Below are 21,512 nucleotides of genomic sequence, written 5' to 3' on the forward strand. Positions count from 1 at the left end.
TCTCCACACTACCAAGAAATGGTGCGCGTTATGCAATCATTATCAGCTGCTCCCTATCCCCACCCTACTCAGAGTTGTTTGCATAGCGTCTCGTAGAGAGGGTGAGGACTTCTGCGAACCGTTAAAATACTGGAATCTCAATGACAAATTCTGTTCCTTCACCAAGCACAGAATTGCAACTCAACCGTCCATTATGGGTTTCCTCGACAATTTGACGAGCGATCGCTAATCCTAATCCTGTTCCTTTCCCAACCTCTTTTGTTGTAAATAGGTGGTCGAAGATCCTGGCTCTAATCTCCTCTGGCATCCCCTGACCGTTATCTTTGATGCGAATTGCCACCATATTTTGCTCACTTGATACTTCGGTGTGAATCAGTATTTGGTGATGATTGTCTTGCGCTTGGGCAAAAGAAAGCCCCTCGCAGGAAGTATCTAAGACATCAATTGCGTTAGCAAAGATGTTCATAAATACTTGATTTAATTGTCCCAAAAAGCACTTGACAAATGGTAACTTTCCGTATTCGGTGATGACTTCAATTGCTGGACGTTTTTCGTTAGCTTTGAGACGATACTTCAAAATCAACAGGGTACTCTCAATCCCTTCATGGAGATTACAAGCAACTTTTTCGGTTGTATCGGCTCTGGAGAAGGTGCGGAGACTAATGCTAATGTCTTTAATCCTTTCTGAAGCCACCTTCATTGAGTTTACGAGCTTTGGTAAGTCTTGAGTCAAGAATTCTAGGTCAATTTCTTCGCCATGCTCAATGACTGCGATCGCAGAATTGGGATGATGTTGTTGGTAGCATTGGATATGGGCGAGCAAGTCTTGAATATACTCTTCGGCATTGTTAAGGCTGCCTTTGAGAAATCCAATCGGATTATTAATTTCATGTGCCACCCCAGCAACCAAATTACCCAAGGTTGCCATTTTTTCATTTTGCACCATTTGTAATTGGGTATGCTCAAGTTCTTGTAGCGATCGCTCTAACTCTTGGGCATAATTTTGAGATTCTTGATAAAGACGGGCATTTTCTAGAGAGATGGCGGCTTGGGCGCATAGCAGTTGGATAACTTCAGTGCGATCGCTTGTAAATGCACCAATTGTCAACGGATTTTCTAGATATAGCAGCCCGATGAGCTTACCTTGATTTAACATCGGCGTACACAACACACTCTTAGGTTGTTGCTGCATGAAATATGAATCGGCAATAAAATCAGTTTGTGCGGTTGCATCATCCAGCACAACAGTTTTTAAGCTGCGTTTGACATAATTTATCAGTGTAATGGGAATGCCTTCGCTGCTTGACAATGGTACCGATACCAGAGTGACTCCTTCATTGATGGTGGCTACAGCTTCAACCACTAAGTCGCCCTGTTGGAGTACAAGCAGAGCGGCTTTTTGTGCCCCGGCACTTTCCATCACCACTTGCAAAAGGGTAGTGAGTAATTGCTCTAATTGAATTTCACTGGAGAGAGCTTGTGAGGCTTTAAAGATGGTGGCAAAATCGAGGGCTTCCGAGATACTGCTGCTAGAAAGATTTGTGTGGATAGTTTGATGTGGGAATGACGATCCATCGACGGTTGAACTCAGTTGAAAGCGATGATGCTGCCCTTGTAAGATGGGAGTCAGGAGTTGAGGATAGCGTTTTTCTAAGTCTTCAGTTTTGGCTTTAGCACCCCAACGAGCATAGCAGTAATAAGCTTCTTGCATATAAACTTGGGCAATTTTTTCTTTGCCCCAGTCGAGGTAGAACTTGGCAGCTAGCTCATTGCTCAAAGCTTCTTCTTGGATATATTGGTTTTCTTTCGCTAGAGTTATGGCGCGATCGTACAATTCTATTGCTGCTATTTTTTCGCCCAGAACCCGATAGCGTTCTGCTTCCACCAAATCAAATTTGTGCTGGAAATTCATTGGTGCAAATTTGGCTCGAAATTGCAATTTTTCCTGATTTTCGCCAACCTTTAAAAGTAATTGCTCCTGTTGAGATGGTTCTGCCGTTGGATAGATAGCCAACCGAGATAAAGAATCGTAATAGTAGAAAACAGGCACAGATAACATTCCTGCGCCACTGTTGAGGTATTGCTCTCCCTGATTTCCATTCTCAACTGCCGCCGAAAAATTCTCAAACAAATAACTGAGTGTTAACTTACTTAGGAAAAATATATGTAGTGTTAATTCGTCCTTTTCTTGGAGAAGCGCAGATAAGAGTTCTTCTTGACAATCTTCACCAATCAGGGAGTCTGGATAGTCGCTATATTCGGTAAGATTTGTAATGGTTTGAGAGACGATATTAGACCAATTTAATAAGCGTTGATTTTGGGCATAATGAGACTCGTAAGCTTTGATATCTGCTAAGAGAATTTCCAAAACTTCTGTGCCACTTAAATAGACATAGAATAACTTAAAAATCATCGATGCCAGCACATGAAAAAAATCGCCTGTCTCTAATCCAAAAGTATGGGATTCCTGTAATAACCTAATTGAGGTGCGAATATGTTGTTTATTAAATTGATTCAATGCACCCACCTTAAATAGAGTCATGCTTTGAACAGATTTTGCTTGAAGTCTATCTACAAGCATTAAACCTAGCTGGCCAAATTCGTAGCCTGACTCCAGTTGGTTACAAATATTAAGTACAATACCAAAATCTGCATATCCTGGTGCTGAGAGTGGTGCATTGCCGTATTTAAGAGATAAATTCACCTCTTCGCAAGCAATAATTGGTAACAGATAGGAAGACGTCTGGTGAATGGCGGGAGCGATGCTAGCCATAATCCGCAATGCAACCAAAGCTTTGGTATCATCCATTAATGGCAAATCAACTAAGCCCTCAATACTTCTGCCAGCCAAGGTTGAGAGTGTGTTGACTACAGATTGCTGAATGTCTGGAGGTGTTACTGATTCAGGTAATGTTACCCCAAGTTGAGCGAGAAGTTCGCGTCCAGTTGCGATCGCTTTGAATGATTGATTCCGCACCTGATCGGCTTGGAGTTGAACTTCATAAACTTTCACCCTATCGAGTAAGGTGGTTGTTTTTTCCATGACGACCTGGATCGCAGATTCCATCTGGTCAAATTCATTGTTGAGAAAAGCAGCTTCGGCAGCTTCTTCGTGTAAACTTCGAGTCAGTTTGTATGCGATTTCCCAACTATTAATCGGTAGCAACTGCATTCCAGAATAGAAGTAATGAATTGCTGCACTATAAGCGGTAGCTTCTTTCGCTTTTCTACCAGCATTCAGATTTAACTGAGCTAATTGTTGACGTTCAGCCGGTTGGGTAATTAGCAGTATTCCTCGATTTAGCTGACTGACAATCTCAAAAATTCGCTCTTCTTGCTGAGACTCAGAGGTATTTTGTAAGAGTAATTGACCAATTTTAAGATGGGTAAATTGTTTCTCTTCATCTGGGATTAAAGAGTAAGCCGCTTGCTGCACCCGGTCATGTAAAAATTTATAGATAGGGATTTGGAAATTAGAATTTAAGGGGTTTGAGTCAGAATTGTGTTCATTCTCTTGAAAAAATTTATAAACTTCACTAGTAGGTAAAACTAACCCTTCTTGCAAAGCTTTCCATAAAGATGCTGCCGTTTCGGTTTCCGATTGTTCAGAAACGATTGCTAAGGTTAGCAAATCAAACTGGTTGCCAATACACGCAGCTAATTTCAACATATTTTGCGTTGTATCTGGCAACTTTTGCAACTGTAGCGCTACGAATTCTACAACATCATCTGTAAGGGCAAGTGCTTTAACAGCGACAATATCACATTGCCAGTAACCTTGAGTAAGATTAAAATTAATCAGTCCATCTTCATATAATAATTTGAGAAAGTGAGTTATAAAAAAGGGATTTCCCTGGGTTTTTTGATATACAAGTTGCGTTAGAGGTTGAGCAGTTTTACTCGAACAACTCAAGGTATCAACCAGCAATTGATTTAAACTAGCTTTACTTAACGGAGCTAAAGTAATGCTGTTAATTGTCGCATTGGCTTTGCGAATCTCCGCTAAAGTTAACATCAACGGATGTGCTGTAGATACTTCATTGTCTCGATAAGCCCCAATTAAAAGTAAAGATCCATTTCCTGATTCGCTCATCAACAACTGCATCAATTTAAGTGATGCAGAATCAGCCCACTGCAAATCATCAAGGAAAATTACTAATGGATGTTCTTTTGTAGTGAATACCTGAATGAACTTTTGAAAGAGTAAATTGAAGCGATTTTGGGCTGCACTCTGTGAAAGTTCCGTTGCAGGTGGTTGTTGACCAATAATTTGTTCTAGTTCGGGAATTACTTCAAGAATAACTTGCCCTTGATCGCCCAGTACTTGTAAAATTTTATTTTTCCAAGTTGACAATTGGAGATCGCTTTCACTCAGTAATTGTCCCATTAAATCTCGAAACGCCTGTACAAAAGCTGAGAAGGGTATATTACGATTAAATTGGTCAAATTTGCCTTTAATAAAGTAGCCCCTTTGCCGGAGAATGGGTTTGTGAACCTCGTTAACCAAAGCAGTTTTACCAATACCAGAAAAACCAGCCACCAGCATTAATTCTGTTTGGTTATTGGTAACGCGGTCAAAGGCTTTTAACAGGGTTTCAACTTCATGCTCACGGCCATAGAGTTTTTCTGGGATAATAAAGCGATCGCACACATCCCGTTGAGCAATTGGGAAACTGACAATTTTCCCTGTCTCCTTGAGTTGAGCTAAACAATTTTCTAAATCATATTTCAGCCCAAATGCACTCTGATAGCGGTCTTCGGCATTTTTTGCCATCAATTTGCTAACAATAGATGAGAGTACAGGTGCAATTTGGGGATTAATCTCATGTACTAAAGGCGGAAGTTTGGCAATATGACAATGTACCAATTCCATCGGATCGTGTGATTGAAATGGTAATTGCCCTGTTAGTAATTCGTAAAAAGTTACACCCAAAGAATAAAAATCAGTTCGGTAATCAATCCCCCGATTCATCCTTCCAGTTTGCTCTGGAGACAAATAGCCAAGTGTCCCTTCAAGTACATTAGGACTCATGAGGCTTTGAGTTTCTCGTGGCAACAGAGATGCAATACTAAAGTCAATTAGCTTAACTTCTTTAGTTTCTGGATGAATTAAAATATTGGCAGCTTTAATATCTTTGTGAACGATCCGATAACGAATTAGAATATCTAATGTATTGCACAGTGCGATCGCAATTTGTAAAAACTCCATCAGAGATTCTACTCTTCCCCCCACTCCCCATTCCTTCAAGGAAATTCCCCCAAAATCCTCCATCACTAACGCATAGCCATTCTGATAGGGTTCTAGACTATAGGTTTGGATGATTCCAGGTAGATTCAAATTTTTGGCAATGGTGAACTGGTTGCGAAACTGTACCAATTCGCTGAAGCTGGGATAAGCAGTTTTCATCAGCTTAATCACCACAGATTTTTGGTCAGTTTCTCGATTAGCGCGATAAACTAAGGTTCGAGAACCGTTGTAGAGTTCTTGGCTAACTTGGTATCCGGGAATACTGACCATACGGCTTCGTTTTTGAGACTTCAATATCTAGGTTTCCCAAAAACATGGCAATGTTTACTGTCAGATCACTTATTTTAAACTGATTGAAATAATAAAAGCTCCCAAGTTCTAACTGACTTTGGGAGCTAATAATTTTAAGTTCACCGCGACGCCGTTTTACCTAAGTTTATGACCTGGGTTTATCCAGGTGGGAACCTAAATTCCTCGTTTAAAGTTTCCGGGTACATGCCCGGTATACTGCCACGAGAACAGTTGACTCCCTTGTCATTAAAGGCATAGATCAAAAAACTTGATGGCAGTCACCAACGTCGTAGTGCAACTCACTCATTATAGCTTTTCAAAAGATGTTGTGTGTTCAACATTGAAACTTTCCGATCTATTTACCTGGGATACCAGATAGATTCTACTTTCTGAGCGATCGCTATTGCCGATTCTCGATTCTGATTATCTAGCAAAACGGTAATATGCCCTAACTTCCGCCCAGGGCGTGATTCTGTCTTCCCATACCAGTGAACGTGCGCTTGGGGAATTTCTGCTATTTGTTGACGCTGGCTGTGGTAATCGCTGTGAGAATTTTCATACCCCAGTAGGTTCACCATCACAGCGCCAGCGCACTGCAAAGCCGGATTCCCTAAAGGTAAACCACAAACGGCTCTGAGGTGCTGTTCAAACTGAGAAGTTTCACAAGCGTCAATAGAAAAATGTCCAGAATTGTGGGTACGGGGAGCAATTTCATTTACCAGGATTTTGCCATTAGCGCTGAGAAATAGCTCAATTCCAAAAATTCCCACTACTTCTAGGCTATTTAATAGAGTATGTGCGATCGCTTGGATTTCTGCTACTTGGTTGGATGTAATTTCGGCTGGGGCAATCACCCGCCGACATACTTGTTGTTCTTGTTGGGTTTCCACTACAAGATAAGTTACAATTTCTCCCTCCACAGAACGCGCTACAATTATTGCTAGTTCTTTTTCAAAAGGGACAAATTCTTCTAACAAAAAAACTGATTTATTTAAAGTTTTTGTTGTGGTTTCAGAACTTAGTTTTTGTTCTAAAGTAGCAAAATCCTGAATTATGAAAGTGCCTTGACCATCATAACCATGACGGCGGGATTTCAAAACTACTGGAAAACCTAGATATTCTATTTTTGATTTGAGATTTTCCACCTCGTCAAGGGCGAAAAATTGAGGAACTGGTAATCCCAAATCGTGTAAATAGCAGCGTTGATGATATTTATCTAAAAGAGGAGCTAAAGCTTCTAATTTGGGACGAAAACAAACGCTTTTTTCTGCTAAAAGAGATAAAGCTTGCAGGTCAACAAATTCGTTTTCAAAGGTGATGACATCGCATTTTTGAGCTAATATTTCCGTAGCACTTGCGTCATCAACGGGCGCGAAAACAGTTTCCTGAGCGATTGACACGGCCGGATCGTGTTCGCTAGGAGTTTGTATTACCAATTCTACTTCTAGCTTCTGTGCTGCATCCGCCATCATCCAGGCTAGTTGTCCGCCACCAATTACACCAACACGCTTCATTGACATCCTAAAGAATCACGAGTTTGCACGCCTGTTTTGGAATTCACACCACTGGCTTTTCCGCACAGTTCTTTGATTTGCGCTCTATCCAAAATTGCATCTGTAAAATCTGCACCGTCTATATTTACATCATTAAATATGGCACGGAGCAAAATAGCTTCTTTGAAAACTGCATCGCTCAAATCGGCCTTAGTCAAGTTTACCTGATCGACCATTGCATTAGTTAAATCGGCTCCGTGGAGATTTGCTTTTGTCATCACCGAAGCGCTCATTACTGCTCCTCGTAAGTCAGCGTTTGTAAAGTTAGCGAATTCCATATTGGCGTTAGAAAACTCTGCAGCTTGCAAACTGTCACCAGAAAAATCACGTCTTGACAACTCTGCATTGCTAAATGACAGTGGATGAGTCCAGTCTACTGCTAGTGCAGGATTGGCTACGCACCAGATAATAGTTCCGAGAAGGAACGCCAACCCTTGCTGACAAAACATTTTGAGAGTCAATTTGGTGTCTAATCGCTGCATTTTAAGCTTACCGCATTTGAGTATTAGCAAGACTTGCGGATCTAATTGAGACTTGCAGCCTTGCTACTGAACTTGAGGGATATAAATTTCCCTTGCTTAATATTTTGTAACGCAAAAACGGCAGATGCGTAGTCTGTCGTAGATATAGCTTCTCACTTTTAGGTAGACGAAAGGCAATAGGCAAAAGAAAGAGAAAACGGTTTGAAGCGGCTAAATTTATTTATGGGGATTATTTTTTTACTTTTTAATAGGACTTACGCAAAACTAAATGCTGTAGGGGCAATTCGTGAATTGCCCCTACTAGTCTGTCAAGCTAGTAATGAAAAGTTTGTAGTAAAAAGCGTGCTTAGAAAATAAGGACTGAAGTCCTTACTACGAACTTTCTTATGCATCAATTTAAACTTGACAGACTACTACGTGAAAACTAGTATTGTTTGTGTAAGTCTTGTTTAACTTGAAAGGGCTAGTTATCAGTTGTGATTTCTGATAGGAGAATTACGACTGAACGATCTTATTTGAAGAGTTACGAGTTAAAAGACCATCTTCCATTTCTACGATGCGATCGGCTATGTCTAAAATACGGTTGTCGTGTGTAACTAATAAGATAGTAGTTCCCTGATTTTTGGCTAGACTCTGCATTATTTCGACAACATCGCGTCCTGATTGTTTGTCTAATGCGGCTGTTGGTTCGTCTGCTAGTACTAGTGGAGGGCGATTCACTAGGGCGCGTGCGATCGCAATTCTTTGTTTTTGTCCACCAGAAAGATTATCTGGGTAGTAATCAACTCGTTCTTCTAGACCAACTGATCCCAGCATGGCTTTTGATTTAGCCACTGCTTCTGTTTGAGAAATATTATTGTTCAACTCGACTGCCATTTGCACATTTTGCTTTGCAGTCAAGAAACCTAGCAAATTGTGAGCTTGGAAAATATAACCAATGTTGCGTCGCATTTGCACCAGTTTGCTTTGGCTGACACCAACGAGTTCTTCACCTAAAAATTTCAAACTTCCCTCTTGTACAGACCGCAAACCACCAATTAAGCTCAGTAATGTAGTTTTACCTGAACCGGATGGCCCAGTCATAATTACAATTTCGCCTGAATAAATTTCTAGGTTGATGTCAAATAATATTTGTTTTCTCAGTGCGCCTTTGCCATAATAGTGATTGAGATTTTTAATGGCAATTACAGGTTCTTTTTCTATCATGTTTTTGTGAGTTATAAGTTAGGATTTCCAAAATTGAACTGGAAGTTGAATCAGAAATTAGGTTTTCTTAACCATCAATCATAAGTTGTGTTTATTAATAGCAAGTTTTAATTAATGTTGAATTAATTAAAAGATATCTGCTGGATCGGCAGAACGTAATTTTCGGACTGCGATCGCGCCGGAAATAATACACATTAACATAGTCAAAATCAACACCATTACGGCACGGTCAAAACTCATGAAAACTGGTAGCAGGGTTGCATTTCTCGCGCTACTATACATAAATAATGAAAAAATAATTCCAGGAAAATATCCTAAAACTGCTAATAGCAAAGCTTCTTGAAGAATAACCATTAACAAATAATTTTGTGTATAACCTATTGCCTTAAGAGTAGCGTACTCAGCTAAATGATCTGCAACTTCTGTATAAAGAATTTGATAAACAATCACAGTTCCTACAATGAAACCCATGACAGTCCCTAATGTAAAAATAAAGCCAATAGCTGTACTATTTGCCCAATAACTTCTTTCAAATTCAATAAATTCTTGTTTAGTTAAAACATTTACCTCATTAGGTAAATATTTTCGTAACTCTTGGGTAACAACTTGAACATCTGCTCCTGGTTTTAATCTAATCAGTCCAATATCAATTAATCCTGGTTGACGATTACTGAATATTCGTAGGAAGTTAACATCACTTGTAATTAAATTTCCATCTGCGCCGAATGATGCACCTAGTGTAAATAGTCCACCTACTTTAATTCGCCGCCTTCGTACTTCTGCTGTTACGGTCTTTCCTTGGCTAAAATTAGCAGCAATGGGCCCATATTCTACCCTAGAAGAACGGTCAAATAGAACTACATCAGGCAGTTTAAGTTTATCTAAATTTTCCTGAACGCCAGGTAAGTTAACTATATTAGTTTCTGGGTTCATTCCAAATATCAGGATACTACGAGGACGACCTGTTACAGGATTCTTCCAGATTGTAAAGTCCAAATATATAGGATGTACTGATTGGACTGCGGGTAAATCTAAAGCTTTATATAACCGTCTTTGAGAAAAGCTCCTCATTGCCAGAACAGCACTAGATTGACTGTTAATTAAAACAATATCGCCCTGCAAGCTGTTATGAAATCGAACGTTACTATAATACAAAGCATCTCGAAAGCCGAGTTGCATAAACATCAAGATATCAGCAAAGGCAATTCCTGCCAAAGCTACAGCTAGTCGAGTTTTTTCTCTTGTAAGTTGTAGCCACGACAGAGGTATTTTTTGATTCATTTTATATGCATCCAAGCATAGTTAGAATAATTCGTAATGAGCTATGCCCCGCTACGCTAACGTAATTTAGTTTGGTAGCAGAGGTTTAGAAAGAGCCACAAAAGTTGACGCTTGGATCAAATTTATAGAATGTTGAAAATGGATGAAACAGCCTAATTAAGAAGATTACCAATCCAAAATATCAAATCACAAATTGGTAATGCTGTTCATCTATAACTTGGTTAATTATTAATTTCGACAACAACTTTAGCGTAAGTTAAACCAGAAACTTTCTGGCTATCTTCTGAAGGCAGAGCAATTTTCACTTCTACTACTCTGGCATCCACATCTGCTGCTGGATCTGTATTCAGCACGTCTTTTTTACCAATTTTTCTGCCAATTTCAGTGACAGTTCCCTTTAATTCGCCGCTAAATGCTCCATTATCGCTGTTGATAGTGGCATTTTGACCAATACGCACTTTACCAATACTGTCTTCAGGAACTTCAGCAATCACATACATTTGGCTGGTTTGTCCAATTTCAGCAATACCATTTGCACCTATGGCTTCGCCTGACTTGGTGTAAACCTTTAGAATCTCTCCAGCGATTGGTGCTTGAACGTAGCTTAACTTCAGTTCTGCTTCGGCTTTTCTAACATTTGCGATCGCATTACTAACTTGAGCTTGCGCTACTTGCATATCGGTAGGACTCACGTCCATAATTCTGCTCAGTTTGGCCTTTTCTTCATCGATTTGTCTTTGTAAAGTTGCTAAAGTTTTGTCACGGTTAACTTTGGCTTCAATTAGCTGCTGTTGCAAAACTGCTAAATTTTGTATTTGGTTAGCTCTAGCCTCAGCAAGTTGCTGTCGTACAGTTGCTAATGTCTGCTTTAGGGTAGCTTGGCTTTCAGCCACCTGCTGATTAGCAGTTACTGCACTCAAGCGTCTACTATCTCGCTCTTGCTGAGAAATCGCGCCTTCTTTGTATAAAAAATCATAGCGTCCAGCATCAACTTGGGCATTGCGCTGTTGGGCTTTAATCCGTGTAAGCGTTGCTCTGAAAGTTTCTCTTTGCCCACTTAGTTCAGCTTCCAGGCGATTTACTGTTGCTTGTTGGACAAGTTTATCTCCACTTAACTGGGCTGCAATCCGTGCGATCGTTGCTTGTTGACCATCCCTTTCGCCAATAAACTGCGCTTGTAAGCGAGCAACAACTGCTCTTTGAGCTTGAATATCTCTTGGAGATCCAGCCCTAACTTGCGCTAAATTCGCACGGGATTCTTGCACTTTGGCTTTTGCCTCTTCTAGTCCGGCTATTTGGGTATCGCGGTTATCCAAAATTGCCACAATTTGGCCTTGCTTTACCTGTTCACCCTCTCTCACTAGAAGTTGCTGAATTCGTGATGATGGTGCTAATCCCGATGATGGGGCGGATAATTTAATAACTTCGCCTCGCGGTTCCAAACGCCCTACAGCACTAATGCTATTGGTAGATGGCATTACGGGTGCGGGTGTAGCGAGTTTTTTCAGCTGCTCAATTTTCGCTGTACCTAGTATCCCAGCAGCGATTACTACTGGCACAGCTACAGCGATACCCCACCAAATCTTAGGTTGTTCTTGATTAAGTGCCTGCTCAGTTGGCTTTGGCTTTTCAGTCACCCTTGACATAGTATGTTGCCCGTTTACCTGAATTGTGCTGATGGAAGTAAAATAAAAGGGTTTTTAATCAACAGCCAGCTGCTTTAGGACAAACAACAGTGGTTTAAAGCTGGGTATGGCTTAAAATCCATTGCCTAATGGAACGCTCAACACTATGGCTTTACAAAATGGTGTTTTCTATAGCGATGTCTTCTTTTGTATGCAACACACTTACCTCTCTGCTTGTAGGAGAGAGGCTTTGAGGCTTACTCCCCAACGCTAGTAGGGAAAGGGCTGGAGAGTTAGGTATGTATTGAAACCGAGAAGCGCTATAGTAAGCTGGCTATTCAATAACTCTGAGTATTATTGAGACATGAGTGCAATGGGAATTAGCAGAATTCACAAGCAGGATGAATCTAGATGTAGAGACGCTAAATATCACATTTCTACACAAAATTCTAAATTGGTATGATGCGGTACTGTACTGCTACATTCACTACGACTACAGTTAGTCACAAAAATAGACTGTTGCCTTTTTTGGATACAATCTTGTTACAAAAACTAGTCTTCCTTAAGTGAATGATTAACTAACTAAAAAATGCCTGTCAACTTGAGCATTCCTAACATCAGAGTTTCCTTAACTTTCTGGTCAATGAATTAGCAGAGCTAGTTGCTTGCACCTACCAAGACAACAAACCATTTTGTGATATTTGCTTCAAAGACCTGACTATTTTCCCCGTTGCTGTTTTGGGACTCCATTAAACTCTTGTTGAATGAATTCTACATTTATCTGTTATGTGAAAACGTAACAGAACCTACAGATAGGTGAGATGGGAAGATGATTAAGTTGGGAGATCGAATAAAACTGTGGTCATATAATTTTCTGCCCAAACTGGGCCAAAGGCTTTTTCTAGTACGCGACGGGTTTTATCATTTTGCTGCTGTTTGGTGCAGTAATTGTGTTGTCCAGCGAGATTTTGTGTAACTTGTTCAACTGAAACAGGATGTGAAGCGATCGCTTGGGTGCAATGAATGTCTAAAAATTCTCGCACCCGCGACAGAAACATTGCTTCTTCTTCTGGGGAACCAGGGCGCACAAAGATGCAAAAATCAGAAAAAATATTTCCCCATTCTGGTAATTCACGGGGTTGGGAAAAGTTAAGCACTGTTAGCTGTGTCAGTGCTGTAGTATAAGATTCTGGTAAGGTGCGCTCTACTTGGATAGGAGAAAGGTCTGCGATCGCTGCACTAATTTGACCTCTACCCCCAACTAAATCGCAACCAAACATCGGTAGGTTGTATTCTGGACGCGGAAACATGACGCAGTGCAAAATATCCAGCATATTTCCGATTTTCGCCAGTTCCAAGTGCATTTTCCGAAACTGGGGCGTTTGATAGCAGCGATTTTCAATCGTCAGTTTTTCACCTTCAAGTTTACCTTCCACATACCCCAACTCATCAGGCAAATGGTAGGGCGATAGATCCAGGTGCTGATGCCAAGCTGCCTCAATACAATCAGCTAGCTGACGAATTAGGGGATGTTGTTGCTCACGCAGCGAGGGCATAGAAGTAAATGACATAAGCTAGTTGGGAATGCGATCTAATGCCCAGTCTACAACCTGTTGTGCCTCAACGTTCTCGCTTGCAATATTAAGCAAAGTGGGCATTGGGCAAATGACAAAAGCTAAAAGACTATTGCCAGAAATCTGTGACATCGTATCCCAATTCTGCAAGCATCTGCCGGAGCAGGGGTAAACTGAGTCCGATTACATTGGTGTGACAGCCTTCTATTTTTTCGACAAAGAAACTACCAAAACCTTCAATAGCAAAGGCTCCAGCACATTTGAGTGGTTCACCTGTGGCAACATAAGCTTCGATGGCGCGATCGCTCATTTGAGCAAAGTAAACTCTTGTAACTTGAGACTTGACTATTGTGCGGTTTTGGTCAGGGTCAATTAAGGCGTGACCTGTGTACAAGTCGCCAAAGCTACCTTGCATTATCTGCCAACGAGCGATCGCTTCAGAAACGTCTGCTGGTTTACCGTAAATTTCACCATTCATAGACAAAACTGAATCACAACCCATAATCAAAGCCGATTCAAATTGCGGGGCTACAGTTTCCGCCTTATATTGGGCAAGAGTTTTGACTAATTCTGCTGGTTCACTTAATTGGATTTGCGACTCATCAAAGTCACTAGCTCGAACTATCGGTTCAATACCAACAGTTTGCAGCAAGCGGCGACGGGCTGGGGAAGCTGAGGCAAGTACAAAAGGTGGAATTTTCATAAGATTTATAAAAAACTTGTTAATTGGGCATGGGGCATTGGTGATTAAATTTCTTCTCTATCCCCACTCCCCATTCCCCAATTAATAAACAGAAAAAGAATTGACAACCTCATCAATCATTCCTTTGACTCTCTGCCAGCGTTTTTCAGGAATTGAGGCGTTGAGGGTAAATACTTTACCACGGCTAACAGCAACGCTGGCGATGTTGTGCCGTTCCTGTTTATTGGGGAGTTTAACCTCATACTCTAAAAGGTAGTATGTTTTACCGTCTACTTCTCGCTCTGCGGCATTAACTAATTCAGCCGAACGACCAGAGTCAGGAGGCGCAAGGGCAGCTTTTCCCAACTTATATCCTACTTCTGTTGGCGTTCCCAATTCTGACAAAGTTTTGCCTTCTGGAACTGGACTAATCACAACAGAAACATTTTCAGACACCTCAATCAAATCGTGGAAAACCACATCTGGGCCGTTAGCAACTTTAACTTGCAGCCAGCCGTTAGGATATAAAAACTGATAGCCATCACTAGAGTCTATAAAGCTTTTGAGTCCAGCCGCGCTCGCTACATCAGAATTACTTAGGCTAAAACTCAACACCAATAGCAAAATTAATACAATTCGTTTCCACATTTATACAGATTCCTTTGGGCTGGAGACAACACCAGGCTTGGATAGTTTGTCGTTATTATTCTCCCACCAAGCGGGACGCTTCGGATGAGCCATTAGATGTTGACTAGATGTTGACAAATACTCCCTGGTATATCACCTTACTGATGAAGCGGTGTGAAATTATCTCCCTTGCCTCTTCTTCAATCCATCTTTCTTGGCTAGAAACTCACTCAGGGTTGCTTCTGTATACACGATAGGATTTAGCGACTTTTGCAAGAGGTCTATTTTCTCAAAAACAGATTTTGTATTGACTTTACTATTATCTTATTTGGGCGAGAAAAGAGAGATAACCACTAATTTCCCTCAAATACAACACTCAATTTTACGGTTATATTATCGGCAAAATTTTCTATGTTTAAACTATTTAGATACATTAGTATTTTTCTCATTACCACCTGTTTGCTATTTGCTTGTCACGCTTGGGCACCAACCGAATTCAAACGTCCTCCATTAAAAGTAGTATTTGCATCTTTTGTTGGTGAGTATCCAGGTATCATTGCTCAAGAGAAAGGATTCTTCAAAGCCCAAGGTGTAGATGTGGAAATGATTTATAAACAATACACCCAATTGGTAAGAGCAAACTTCAGTGCAGGTAAGTATGACGGTATTTCATTATCTTTAGGAAGTATTATCATCTTGAGTGCCACAAATCCAGATATACAAGGCGTGCTAGTTATAGATGAATCAACAGGAGCAGATGTGGTAGTCGCCCAACCACAAATTAAAACCGTCGCTGACTTGAAAGGGAAAAAACTGGGCGCAAATCTAGGTGGTTTTAGCGAAGTTTTCGTGACTGAGATGTTTAAAAGTGCCAACTTAACCAGCGATGATGTGAAGTTGGTTAAATTAGAGGCTTTAGAAATTCCTCAAGGACTTAAAAATAATGTTATTCAAGCCGGACACACTTGGGAACCTCATCTTTCTAAAGTTATTAAATTAGGAGGACATATCATATTTACCAGCAAACAAACCCCTGGCTTGATTGTAGATATGATTATTTTTCGCGGTGATACAGTCCGCGATCGCCCCGAAGACATTCGTGCATTTGTGCGAGGATGGCTGCAAGCCTCGGCCTACTGGAAAGAAAATATTCAAGAAGGAAATGCGATCGTCAGCAAAGCGTTAAAAATTCCTACCAGTACGCTTTCTTTAGATGGAGTAAACTTAACTGATTTAGGTGAAAATCAAAAATTATTTCAATCTAGTAACCCTAATTCCATTGACAAAACTGCCAAGATATATGCAGATTTTTTTATTCGCGCTGGAAACGTGACGCGCATTCCCGATCTAAAAAGTTTGTTTAATTCTTCCTTCTTGAACCCTGCCTCCTAATTTAATGCCATGCAGCAATCTCTTTTGGGTAGCATCCGTACAAAGTTGATCGCTTCATTTCTCATTGTTGCTTTGATTCCGTTGCTGTTATTGGCATTTATCAACAAACAGACAACTGAAAAAGTACTAACTGAGAACGCTCAACAAGCCCTATCTGCGGCGGCTAACGAAACTAGTAACGGAATAGATGCTTTTATTAATGTAAATCTCAATGCCGTGCGTGTAGAGGCGTTGTTACCAGGTTTGGCACGCTACCTTAGTCTCACTCCAAAACAGCGATATGACAGCCCCGAAATGCAATTGGCAACGGAAACATTAATCCGTCTCAGTCGCAAAGATATGCTGAATATTCTCTCTTATGCTTTGCTCGACTTAAAGGGTAAAAATGTATTAGATATACGTACACTTGACATCAGCAAAGATGAATCAGTTGAAGATTATTTTAAAAAACCACTGCAAAATGGTTTGCCCTTTGTTTCTAGCATGAAACGATCGCTGAGAATTACTGACCTTGTTAACATCTTTTTTAGCAGTCCGGTTCGCAATGCTAAGGGAGATATATTGGGTGTATTGCGTGTTTCATACAATGCTACTGTTGTTCAACAGTTAGTAAATCGAGAAACTGAACGGGCTGGGATAAAATCTTTTGCTATTCTTTTAGATGAAAATAATATTTATCTAGCACATAGCATTGCACAAAAATTGATTTTTAAATCCATTATACCTCTGCCTTTACATGTGGTAACTCAATTACAAAGGGAAGGGCGTTTGCCTAATTCTCCTATCAAGGAATTGGCAACTAATGAGTTAAAACTTAAGCAAGCATTGGATAGTGAACAATCGTCTTTAATTTCATCTTTGTCAGGAACAGGTAATCAGCTTAATCTGATTGCGATCGCTCATTTAAAATATAAACCTTGGTCTGTATTGTTCGCACAGCCTCTTGCTATTGCTTTAGCACCTGTAGAAAAGCAAATCCGTGACGCAATGTTTCTATTTGCATTTATCGCTTCAGTAGTGACAATCATCGCTTTTGCTATTGGGCAACTACTAACAAAGCCAATAATTTATCTTACCAATATAGTTTTCCAGTTTACCGCAGGTAACTTAGATATCCGCGCCAAAATTAGCTCACAAGACGAAATAGGTCAACTAGCTAAATCGTTTAACAACATGGCACTTCAGTTACAAACATCTTTTGAAACTTTGGAACAACGGGTAGAAGAGAGAACAGCAGAGTTAGTAATTGCGAAAGAAAAAGTAGAAGATACAAATCAGAAACTAGAACAACTAGTAAATTTAGATGGTTTGACTCAGGTAGCTAACCGTCGCTGCTTCGATGTCCGACTACAAGCAGAATGGAAACGCCTTGCACGAGAGCAGCAACCCCTGTCACTGATTTTATGCGATGTTGATAAATTTAAACTTTACAACGACTACTATGGTCATCTTGGCGGCGATGATTGTCTAATTACGATCGCGCAAACAATGCAACAGATAGTTTATCGTCCTGCTGATTTAGTAGCGCGTTACGGAGGAGAAGAATTTTCAGTACTTCTCCCCAATACTGACTTAGTAGGAGCGATCGCAGTAGCAGAAAGTATTCAACAAGCAATTCACGATCGGGCTATTCCTCATGCACAGTCTGATGTCAAGGATATCATCACTCTTAGTTTGGGTATTAGTTCTGTTATACCCACTTGCGACATCAAGCCACATACACTCATCCTTTCCGCCGATCAAGCCCTGTACAATGCCAAACATAAGGGGCGCGATCGCTATTGTACTGACTAGATGTATCAAAAATCGTCTGTTTGATTTGGAACCATTACTATCGAGAACACAAAAAACCCCGACTTAATAGCCGAGGTAGATGGGAGAAGTCCAAATGTCGATGAGATATAGCGATACCGAAATCTGTTTTTCTTAGCTAACACCAGTTAGATAGTTAAGCTTGGGCTTTGCTAAGTTATGTAAATAAATATAACAGCTATATTACAAATAGTCAATTAAACTTGACAAAAAAAGACTGATAGTTATCACAAGAGCTACTTATCAGGGACGGTGTGGGATTATTTTTGGAGATGTAGTAAGTAAAATAGGGAAAATAAAATGGGTTACTGGCTAAGATAGTGGGATGAAAATGAGAACTGCTCTGCTTTAGAGGTAGAAAAACTGAGCGGTTAGCTGCATAAATCAAGGTAGTCGGAATTAAGCCAGAGATTTGAGAAGCTAGCTACTAGATCGCTAAAGTCTTTACAATTCCTTTGTTAGCTCAAAAAGTATTTTTCGACCTATGACGAATCAAGCTCCTATCCCGGTTATTGTCAACGGTGCTGCTGGTAAAATGGGCCGTGAGGTGATTAAGGCGGTGGCACAAGCGCCTGACTTAAACCTAGTGGGTGCAATTGACCACAGTTTGGAACATCAAGATAAAGACGCTGGAGAGTTGGCGGGTTTAAGCGAACCCCTGGAAGTGCCAATTACCAACCAATTGGAACCGATGTTAGGGTATGTGGCTGGTGACAGACACTCTCCACCAGGGGTGATTGTAGACTTTACTCACCCAGATTCAGTTTATGACAATATTCGTAGTGCGATCGCTTATGGTATTCGTCCAGTCGTTGGCACTACTGGGTTAAGTCCAGAACAAATTCAAGATTTGGCAGACTTTGCCGACAAAGCTAGCACAGGTTGTCTAATTATTCCTAACTTTTCCATTGGCATGGTACTGTTGCAACAAGCTGCGATCGCAGCTTCAAAATATTTTGACCACGTGGAAATCATCGAACTGCATCACAACCAAAAAGCTGATGCTCCCAGTGGTACTGCCATTCAAACGGCGCAGTTACTAGGAGAATTGGGTAAAACTTTTAACCCTGCTCTTGTAGAAGAAACGGAAAAATTAGCAGGAGCAAGAGGAAGTGTCGCAGATGAAGGGATTAGAATCCATAGCGTGCGCTTGCCAGGATTGATTGCCCATCAAGAAGTTATTTTTGGCGCAGCCGGGCAGATTTATACTTTACGACATGATACGAGCGATCGCGCTTGCTATATGCCAGGAGTGCTACTAGCGATTCGTAAAGTCTTAGCGCTAAAGTCGTTAGTATATGGATTAGAAAAGATACTTTAAACTCACTATTCAGTATTCATCACTCAGCACTCATGTTAGTACCACTGACTCGCCAGAAATTTGAACAAGTTATCCCCCTGATTGCCACTGGTTTGCAGTACAAGTACTACTGGGGGAAATTCTCAAATTTTTTGCAACGGCTGTTAATTTCGGTAGTTGCCGTGGTTGCCATCTTGCTTTTGACAGTCATTTTTAGGCTTCCTTTTGCTTCAATAGTATTTGTGCTGGGCATAGTTAGCGCTTTTTTTTGGTTGTGGTATCCAGTGTTTCAAGCAAGTATGCGGAATTTGCAATGCCGTCGTTACAAGTATGGTGGCTTTTTCCGTGGTCGAGTTCTAGATTGGTGGATTACAGACCAATTGATGGGTAAAACCGAAACAGTCAACAACAAAGGCGAATTGGTGATTGTGGAAAACCGAGAAAAACAGATTAACTTAGAGGTGGGTGATGAAACAGGATTTAGCATTGAATTTGTAGCACCATTACGTCCAGCCCACAAAGTTATTACTCGCGGTCAAATTGCCGAACTGGTAGTGCTGTCAAATCGCGCAGATTTGAGCAGCATTGAACAATTTAGCGATATATACATTCCCAGTCGTGACCTGTGGATTAGCGATTATCCTTATCTGCGGCGGGATTTCTTTAACGAAGTCGGTCGCCGCTTGCGCGAAGACCAACAACAAAAGCCGCGTCGCCGGCGGGGGCGAGTAGAGGAGTGAACGATTCCCACATATCTCACGACTGGGGTCGGAACTTAGCAGTTTTCCTTTACATGAAATACAAAGTTAAGGATTTTGAGGCAGGAGATATAAACTTTTTATCTATGATTTTGAGTCCTACGTTGCGGCAGTCGCTCATGGGGGAAACCCCCAAGACCGCGCTGCCTTGTCTCTGTGGTTCGTTTATTTGAGTAACTTATTTCTTGGAAGTCCCTTACAGAGAGCATCCCACCTTTATAAGCTTCCCTTTCAAACGATAGGTAACTGACCCACAAACAAAACCTGCCGACTTCGGCTCTACATACGTCCGCGTTGGCGGATTTTGTTTATCTAGCCGCGCTTTCCAATCGCGAGATGTTTTCTCTAGAGTAGGATACTTTTTTAAGAAATTAGAATCTGCAATAATATCGTGAGACCCTTTAACACTTATCTTAGAAGTATTGATATAGATATTATAGTCATAAACAACATTTTGATTTTTAGTCTTAACATTAATATCCTTACCAGGAAAAGCATAGAGAATATTATTTAGAATTCTGACATCAGATGAGGTATGGGCAAATATTTGTCCTCCCTTAATTTCTGGACTCTGATTATTTAAAACAGCCGTATTATTTACAATATCAATATGATCGCTTAAAAATGAATGAATACCTGAACCACCATTATTAAATGCAAGATTGTTTTTAACTAAAGTACGCCCTATATATGCATGCAACTTTGAGTCTTGTCGCTCATTCCTTGAACCATCGACAATAATGCCATTACCATCTGTGATCCTACCGACTTCAATCCAAGGGATGTACATGCGATTGTTATAGGTCTTGTTGTTGGTAACAAACATCTTGTATCCCCGGTTGCTATCAGAATTCCAATTGTGCAACATTGAGATCCCACTACCACCATAAACACCATACCAGGCATTATCAAATACAGTGTTATTATCCACCTTCACATAATCAGCTTCAATTACTGCGATACCTGTTCCTCCACAGCCATGCACTTTGTTGTTCACAATATTTATGTGATGAACATGACCATTGGTTCGGCCGTCAATGTTTATGCAGTTTCCGCTTGTAAACCGATTCGATCTATTAGTCTTCTGACTTAATGCATAATCAAGGGTGATGTTGGCATTGTTCCCTATCACCTCCAGCCCATTGATTTCGATATATGAAGCTCCCTTTGAAATCAGAATACCGTTCCATGTATTATGTTGAATTTTTGGAAAATGACCAGGATATGCTTTATACCTAATCCATGATTTTGCAGTTCCAGAACGTTGAATAGTTACTGCACTCCCAGCTTGAGCGGAATTTGTGTATACTCCGTTCATAATCAATACTGTATCGCCAGGGTTAGTCAGATTTGCTGCTTTTTGAATTGTCCTAAAAGCGGATGAAGTAGAGAGTCCGCTTTTTTTGTCGTTTCCATTACCACTAACATAGTATGTTTTCGGACTCGTCTTAGTGCTGATTAGCTCACGACTGGGTAGAATAATTTCCTTGTTAGTGGATACCTGGCGAAGGTTTTCAATTGAAGATACTTTTATCTTGTCTCCCCCAACTAAAAAACTCAATCCCACGGGAATTGCAAGATATGCGCTTAATCTGAAACCTTGAATTACCACAAGAAAAGGCTCCTTTTTCGGCACTACTTAACAAAAATATCAGGATATTCAGTAATTTTAAATACTATT

15 protein-coding genes and 1 other RNA gene are annotated in these 21,512 nt (G+C 40.6%); 4 read left to right on the top strand and 12 right to left on the bottom strand.

Features of this window, described 5'->3' with window-relative positions:
- Positions 1-121: 121 nt before the first annotated feature.
- The 11 genes from V7K55_RS17230 to psbP form a co-directional block, all read right to left on the bottom strand.
- A complete protein-coding gene (locus V7K55_RS17230) occupies positions 122-5,518 on the bottom strand; it encodes a trifunctional serine/threonine-protein kinase/ATP-binding protein/sensor histidine kinase (protein WP_334833359.1) in 5,397 nt (1,798 codons plus the stop codon).
- 136 nt (positions 5,519-5,654) lie between these two features.
- Positions 5,655-5,838, bottom strand: a non-coding RNA gene (gene ssrS / locus V7K55_RS17235) — 6S RNA.
- 60 nt (positions 5,839-5,898) lie between these two features.
- A complete protein-coding gene (locus V7K55_RS17240) occupies positions 5,899-7,053 on the bottom strand; it encodes a 5-(carboxyamino)imidazole ribonucleotide synthase (RefSeq protein ID WP_334833567.1) in 1,155 nt (384 codons plus the stop codon).
- The gene (locus V7K55_RS17245; protein ID WP_334833569.1) at positions 7,050-7,541 is read right to left on the bottom strand and encodes a pentapeptide repeat-containing protein; all 492 of its coding nucleotides are present in this window, start codon (positions 7,539-7,541) and stop codon (positions 7,050-7,052) included. Before V7K55_RS17245 ends, V7K55_RS17240 begins: the two co-directional genes overlap by 4 nt.
- Before the next feature lie 528 nt (positions 7,542-8,069).
- Positions 8,070-8,780: a DevA family ABC transporter ATP-binding protein gene (locus V7K55_RS17250; protein ID WP_334833361.1), complete on the bottom strand. Its 711-nt coding sequence runs from the start codon at positions 8,778-8,780 to the stop codon at positions 8,070-8,072.
- 126 nt (positions 8,781-8,906) lie between these two features.
- Positions 8,907-10,061 carry an ABC transporter permease DevC gene (devC, locus tag V7K55_RS17255; RefSeq protein WP_334833363.1) on the bottom strand — a complete coding sequence of 385 codons (1,155 nt, stop codon included), beginning with the start codon at positions 10,059-10,061 and terminating at the stop codon, positions 8,907-8,909.
- A gap of 221 nt (positions 10,062-10,282) precedes the next feature.
- Entirely contained in the window at positions 10,283-11,707 is a 1,425-nt protein-coding gene (locus V7K55_RS17260; protein ID WP_334833366.1) for an HlyD family efflux transporter periplasmic adaptor subunit, read from the bottom strand.
- A gap of 812 nt (positions 11,708-12,519) precedes the next feature.
- Positions 12,520-13,257 carry a phycocyanobilin:ferredoxin oxidoreductase gene (locus tag V7K55_RS17265; RefSeq protein WP_334833368.1) on the bottom strand — a complete coding sequence of 246 codons (738 nt, stop codon included), beginning with the start codon at positions 13,255-13,257 and terminating at the stop codon, positions 12,520-12,522.
- 3 nt (positions 13,258-13,260) lie between these two features.
- On the bottom strand, positions 13,261-13,392 hold the full coding sequence (locus tag V7K55_RS17270; RefSeq protein WP_334833370.1) for a hypothetical protein: 132 nt from the start codon (positions 13,390-13,392) through the stop codon (positions 13,261-13,263).
- Positions 13,370-13,963 carry a Maf family protein gene (locus tag V7K55_RS17275; RefSeq protein ID WP_334833372.1) on the bottom strand — a complete coding sequence of 198 codons (594 nt, stop codon included), beginning with the start codon at positions 13,961-13,963 and terminating at the stop codon, positions 13,370-13,372. Before V7K55_RS17275 ends, V7K55_RS17270 begins: the two co-directional genes overlap by 23 nt.
- 81 nt (positions 13,964-14,044) lie before the next feature.
- Positions 14,045-14,590, bottom strand: a complete 546-nt coding sequence (gene psbP / locus V7K55_RS17280; protein ID WP_334833375.1) for a photosystem II reaction center PsbP — start codon at positions 14,588-14,590, stop codon at positions 14,045-14,047.
- 390 nt (positions 14,591-14,980) lie between these two features.
- Here psbP and V7K55_RS17285 point away from each other — a divergent pair, with 390 nt between their 5' ends.
- The 4 genes from V7K55_RS17285 to V7K55_RS17300 all read left to right on the top strand — a co-directional run bounded on the left by V7K55_RS17285 (position 14,981) and on the right by V7K55_RS17300 (position 19,813).
- Complete coding sequence (locus tag V7K55_RS17285; protein WP_334833377.1) at positions 14,981-15,961, top strand: ABC transporter substrate-binding protein; 981 nt, start codon at positions 14,981-14,983, stop codon at positions 15,959-15,961.
- 9 nt (positions 15,962-15,970) lie between these two features.
- A complete protein-coding gene (locus V7K55_RS17290; protein WP_334833379.1) occupies positions 15,971-17,755 on the top strand; it encodes a diguanylate cyclase domain-containing protein in 1,785 nt (594 codons plus the stop codon).
- A 502-nt stretch (positions 17,756-18,257) separates the two neighbouring features.
- The gene (gene dapB, locus V7K55_RS17295) at positions 18,258-19,094 is read left to right on the top strand and encodes a 4-hydroxy-tetrahydrodipicolinate reductase (protein WP_094342790.1); all 837 of its coding nucleotides are present in this window, start codon (positions 18,258-18,260) and stop codon (positions 19,092-19,094) included.
- A 32-nt stretch (positions 19,095-19,126) separates the two neighbouring features.
- Positions 19,127-19,813: a phosphate ABC transporter permease gene (locus V7K55_RS17300; protein WP_334833381.1), complete on the top strand. Its 687-nt coding sequence runs from the start codon at positions 19,127-19,129 to the stop codon at positions 19,811-19,813.
- Positions 19,814-20,027: 214 nt separating this feature from the next.
- Here the strand turns inward: V7K55_RS17300 and V7K55_RS17305 are convergent, their stop codons facing one another.
- Positions 20,028-21,443, bottom strand: coding sequence for a right-handed parallel beta-helix repeat-containing protein (locus V7K55_RS17305; protein ID WP_334833384.1), 1,416 nt, complete (start codon positions 21,441-21,443; stop codon positions 20,028-20,030).
- Positions 21,444-21,512 lie beyond the last annotated feature (69 nt).

Source organism: Nostoc sp., assembly GCF_036919895.1.
Taxonomy (GTDB): Bacteria; Cyanobacteriota; Cyanobacteriia; order Cyanobacteriales; family Nostocaceae; genus Nostoc.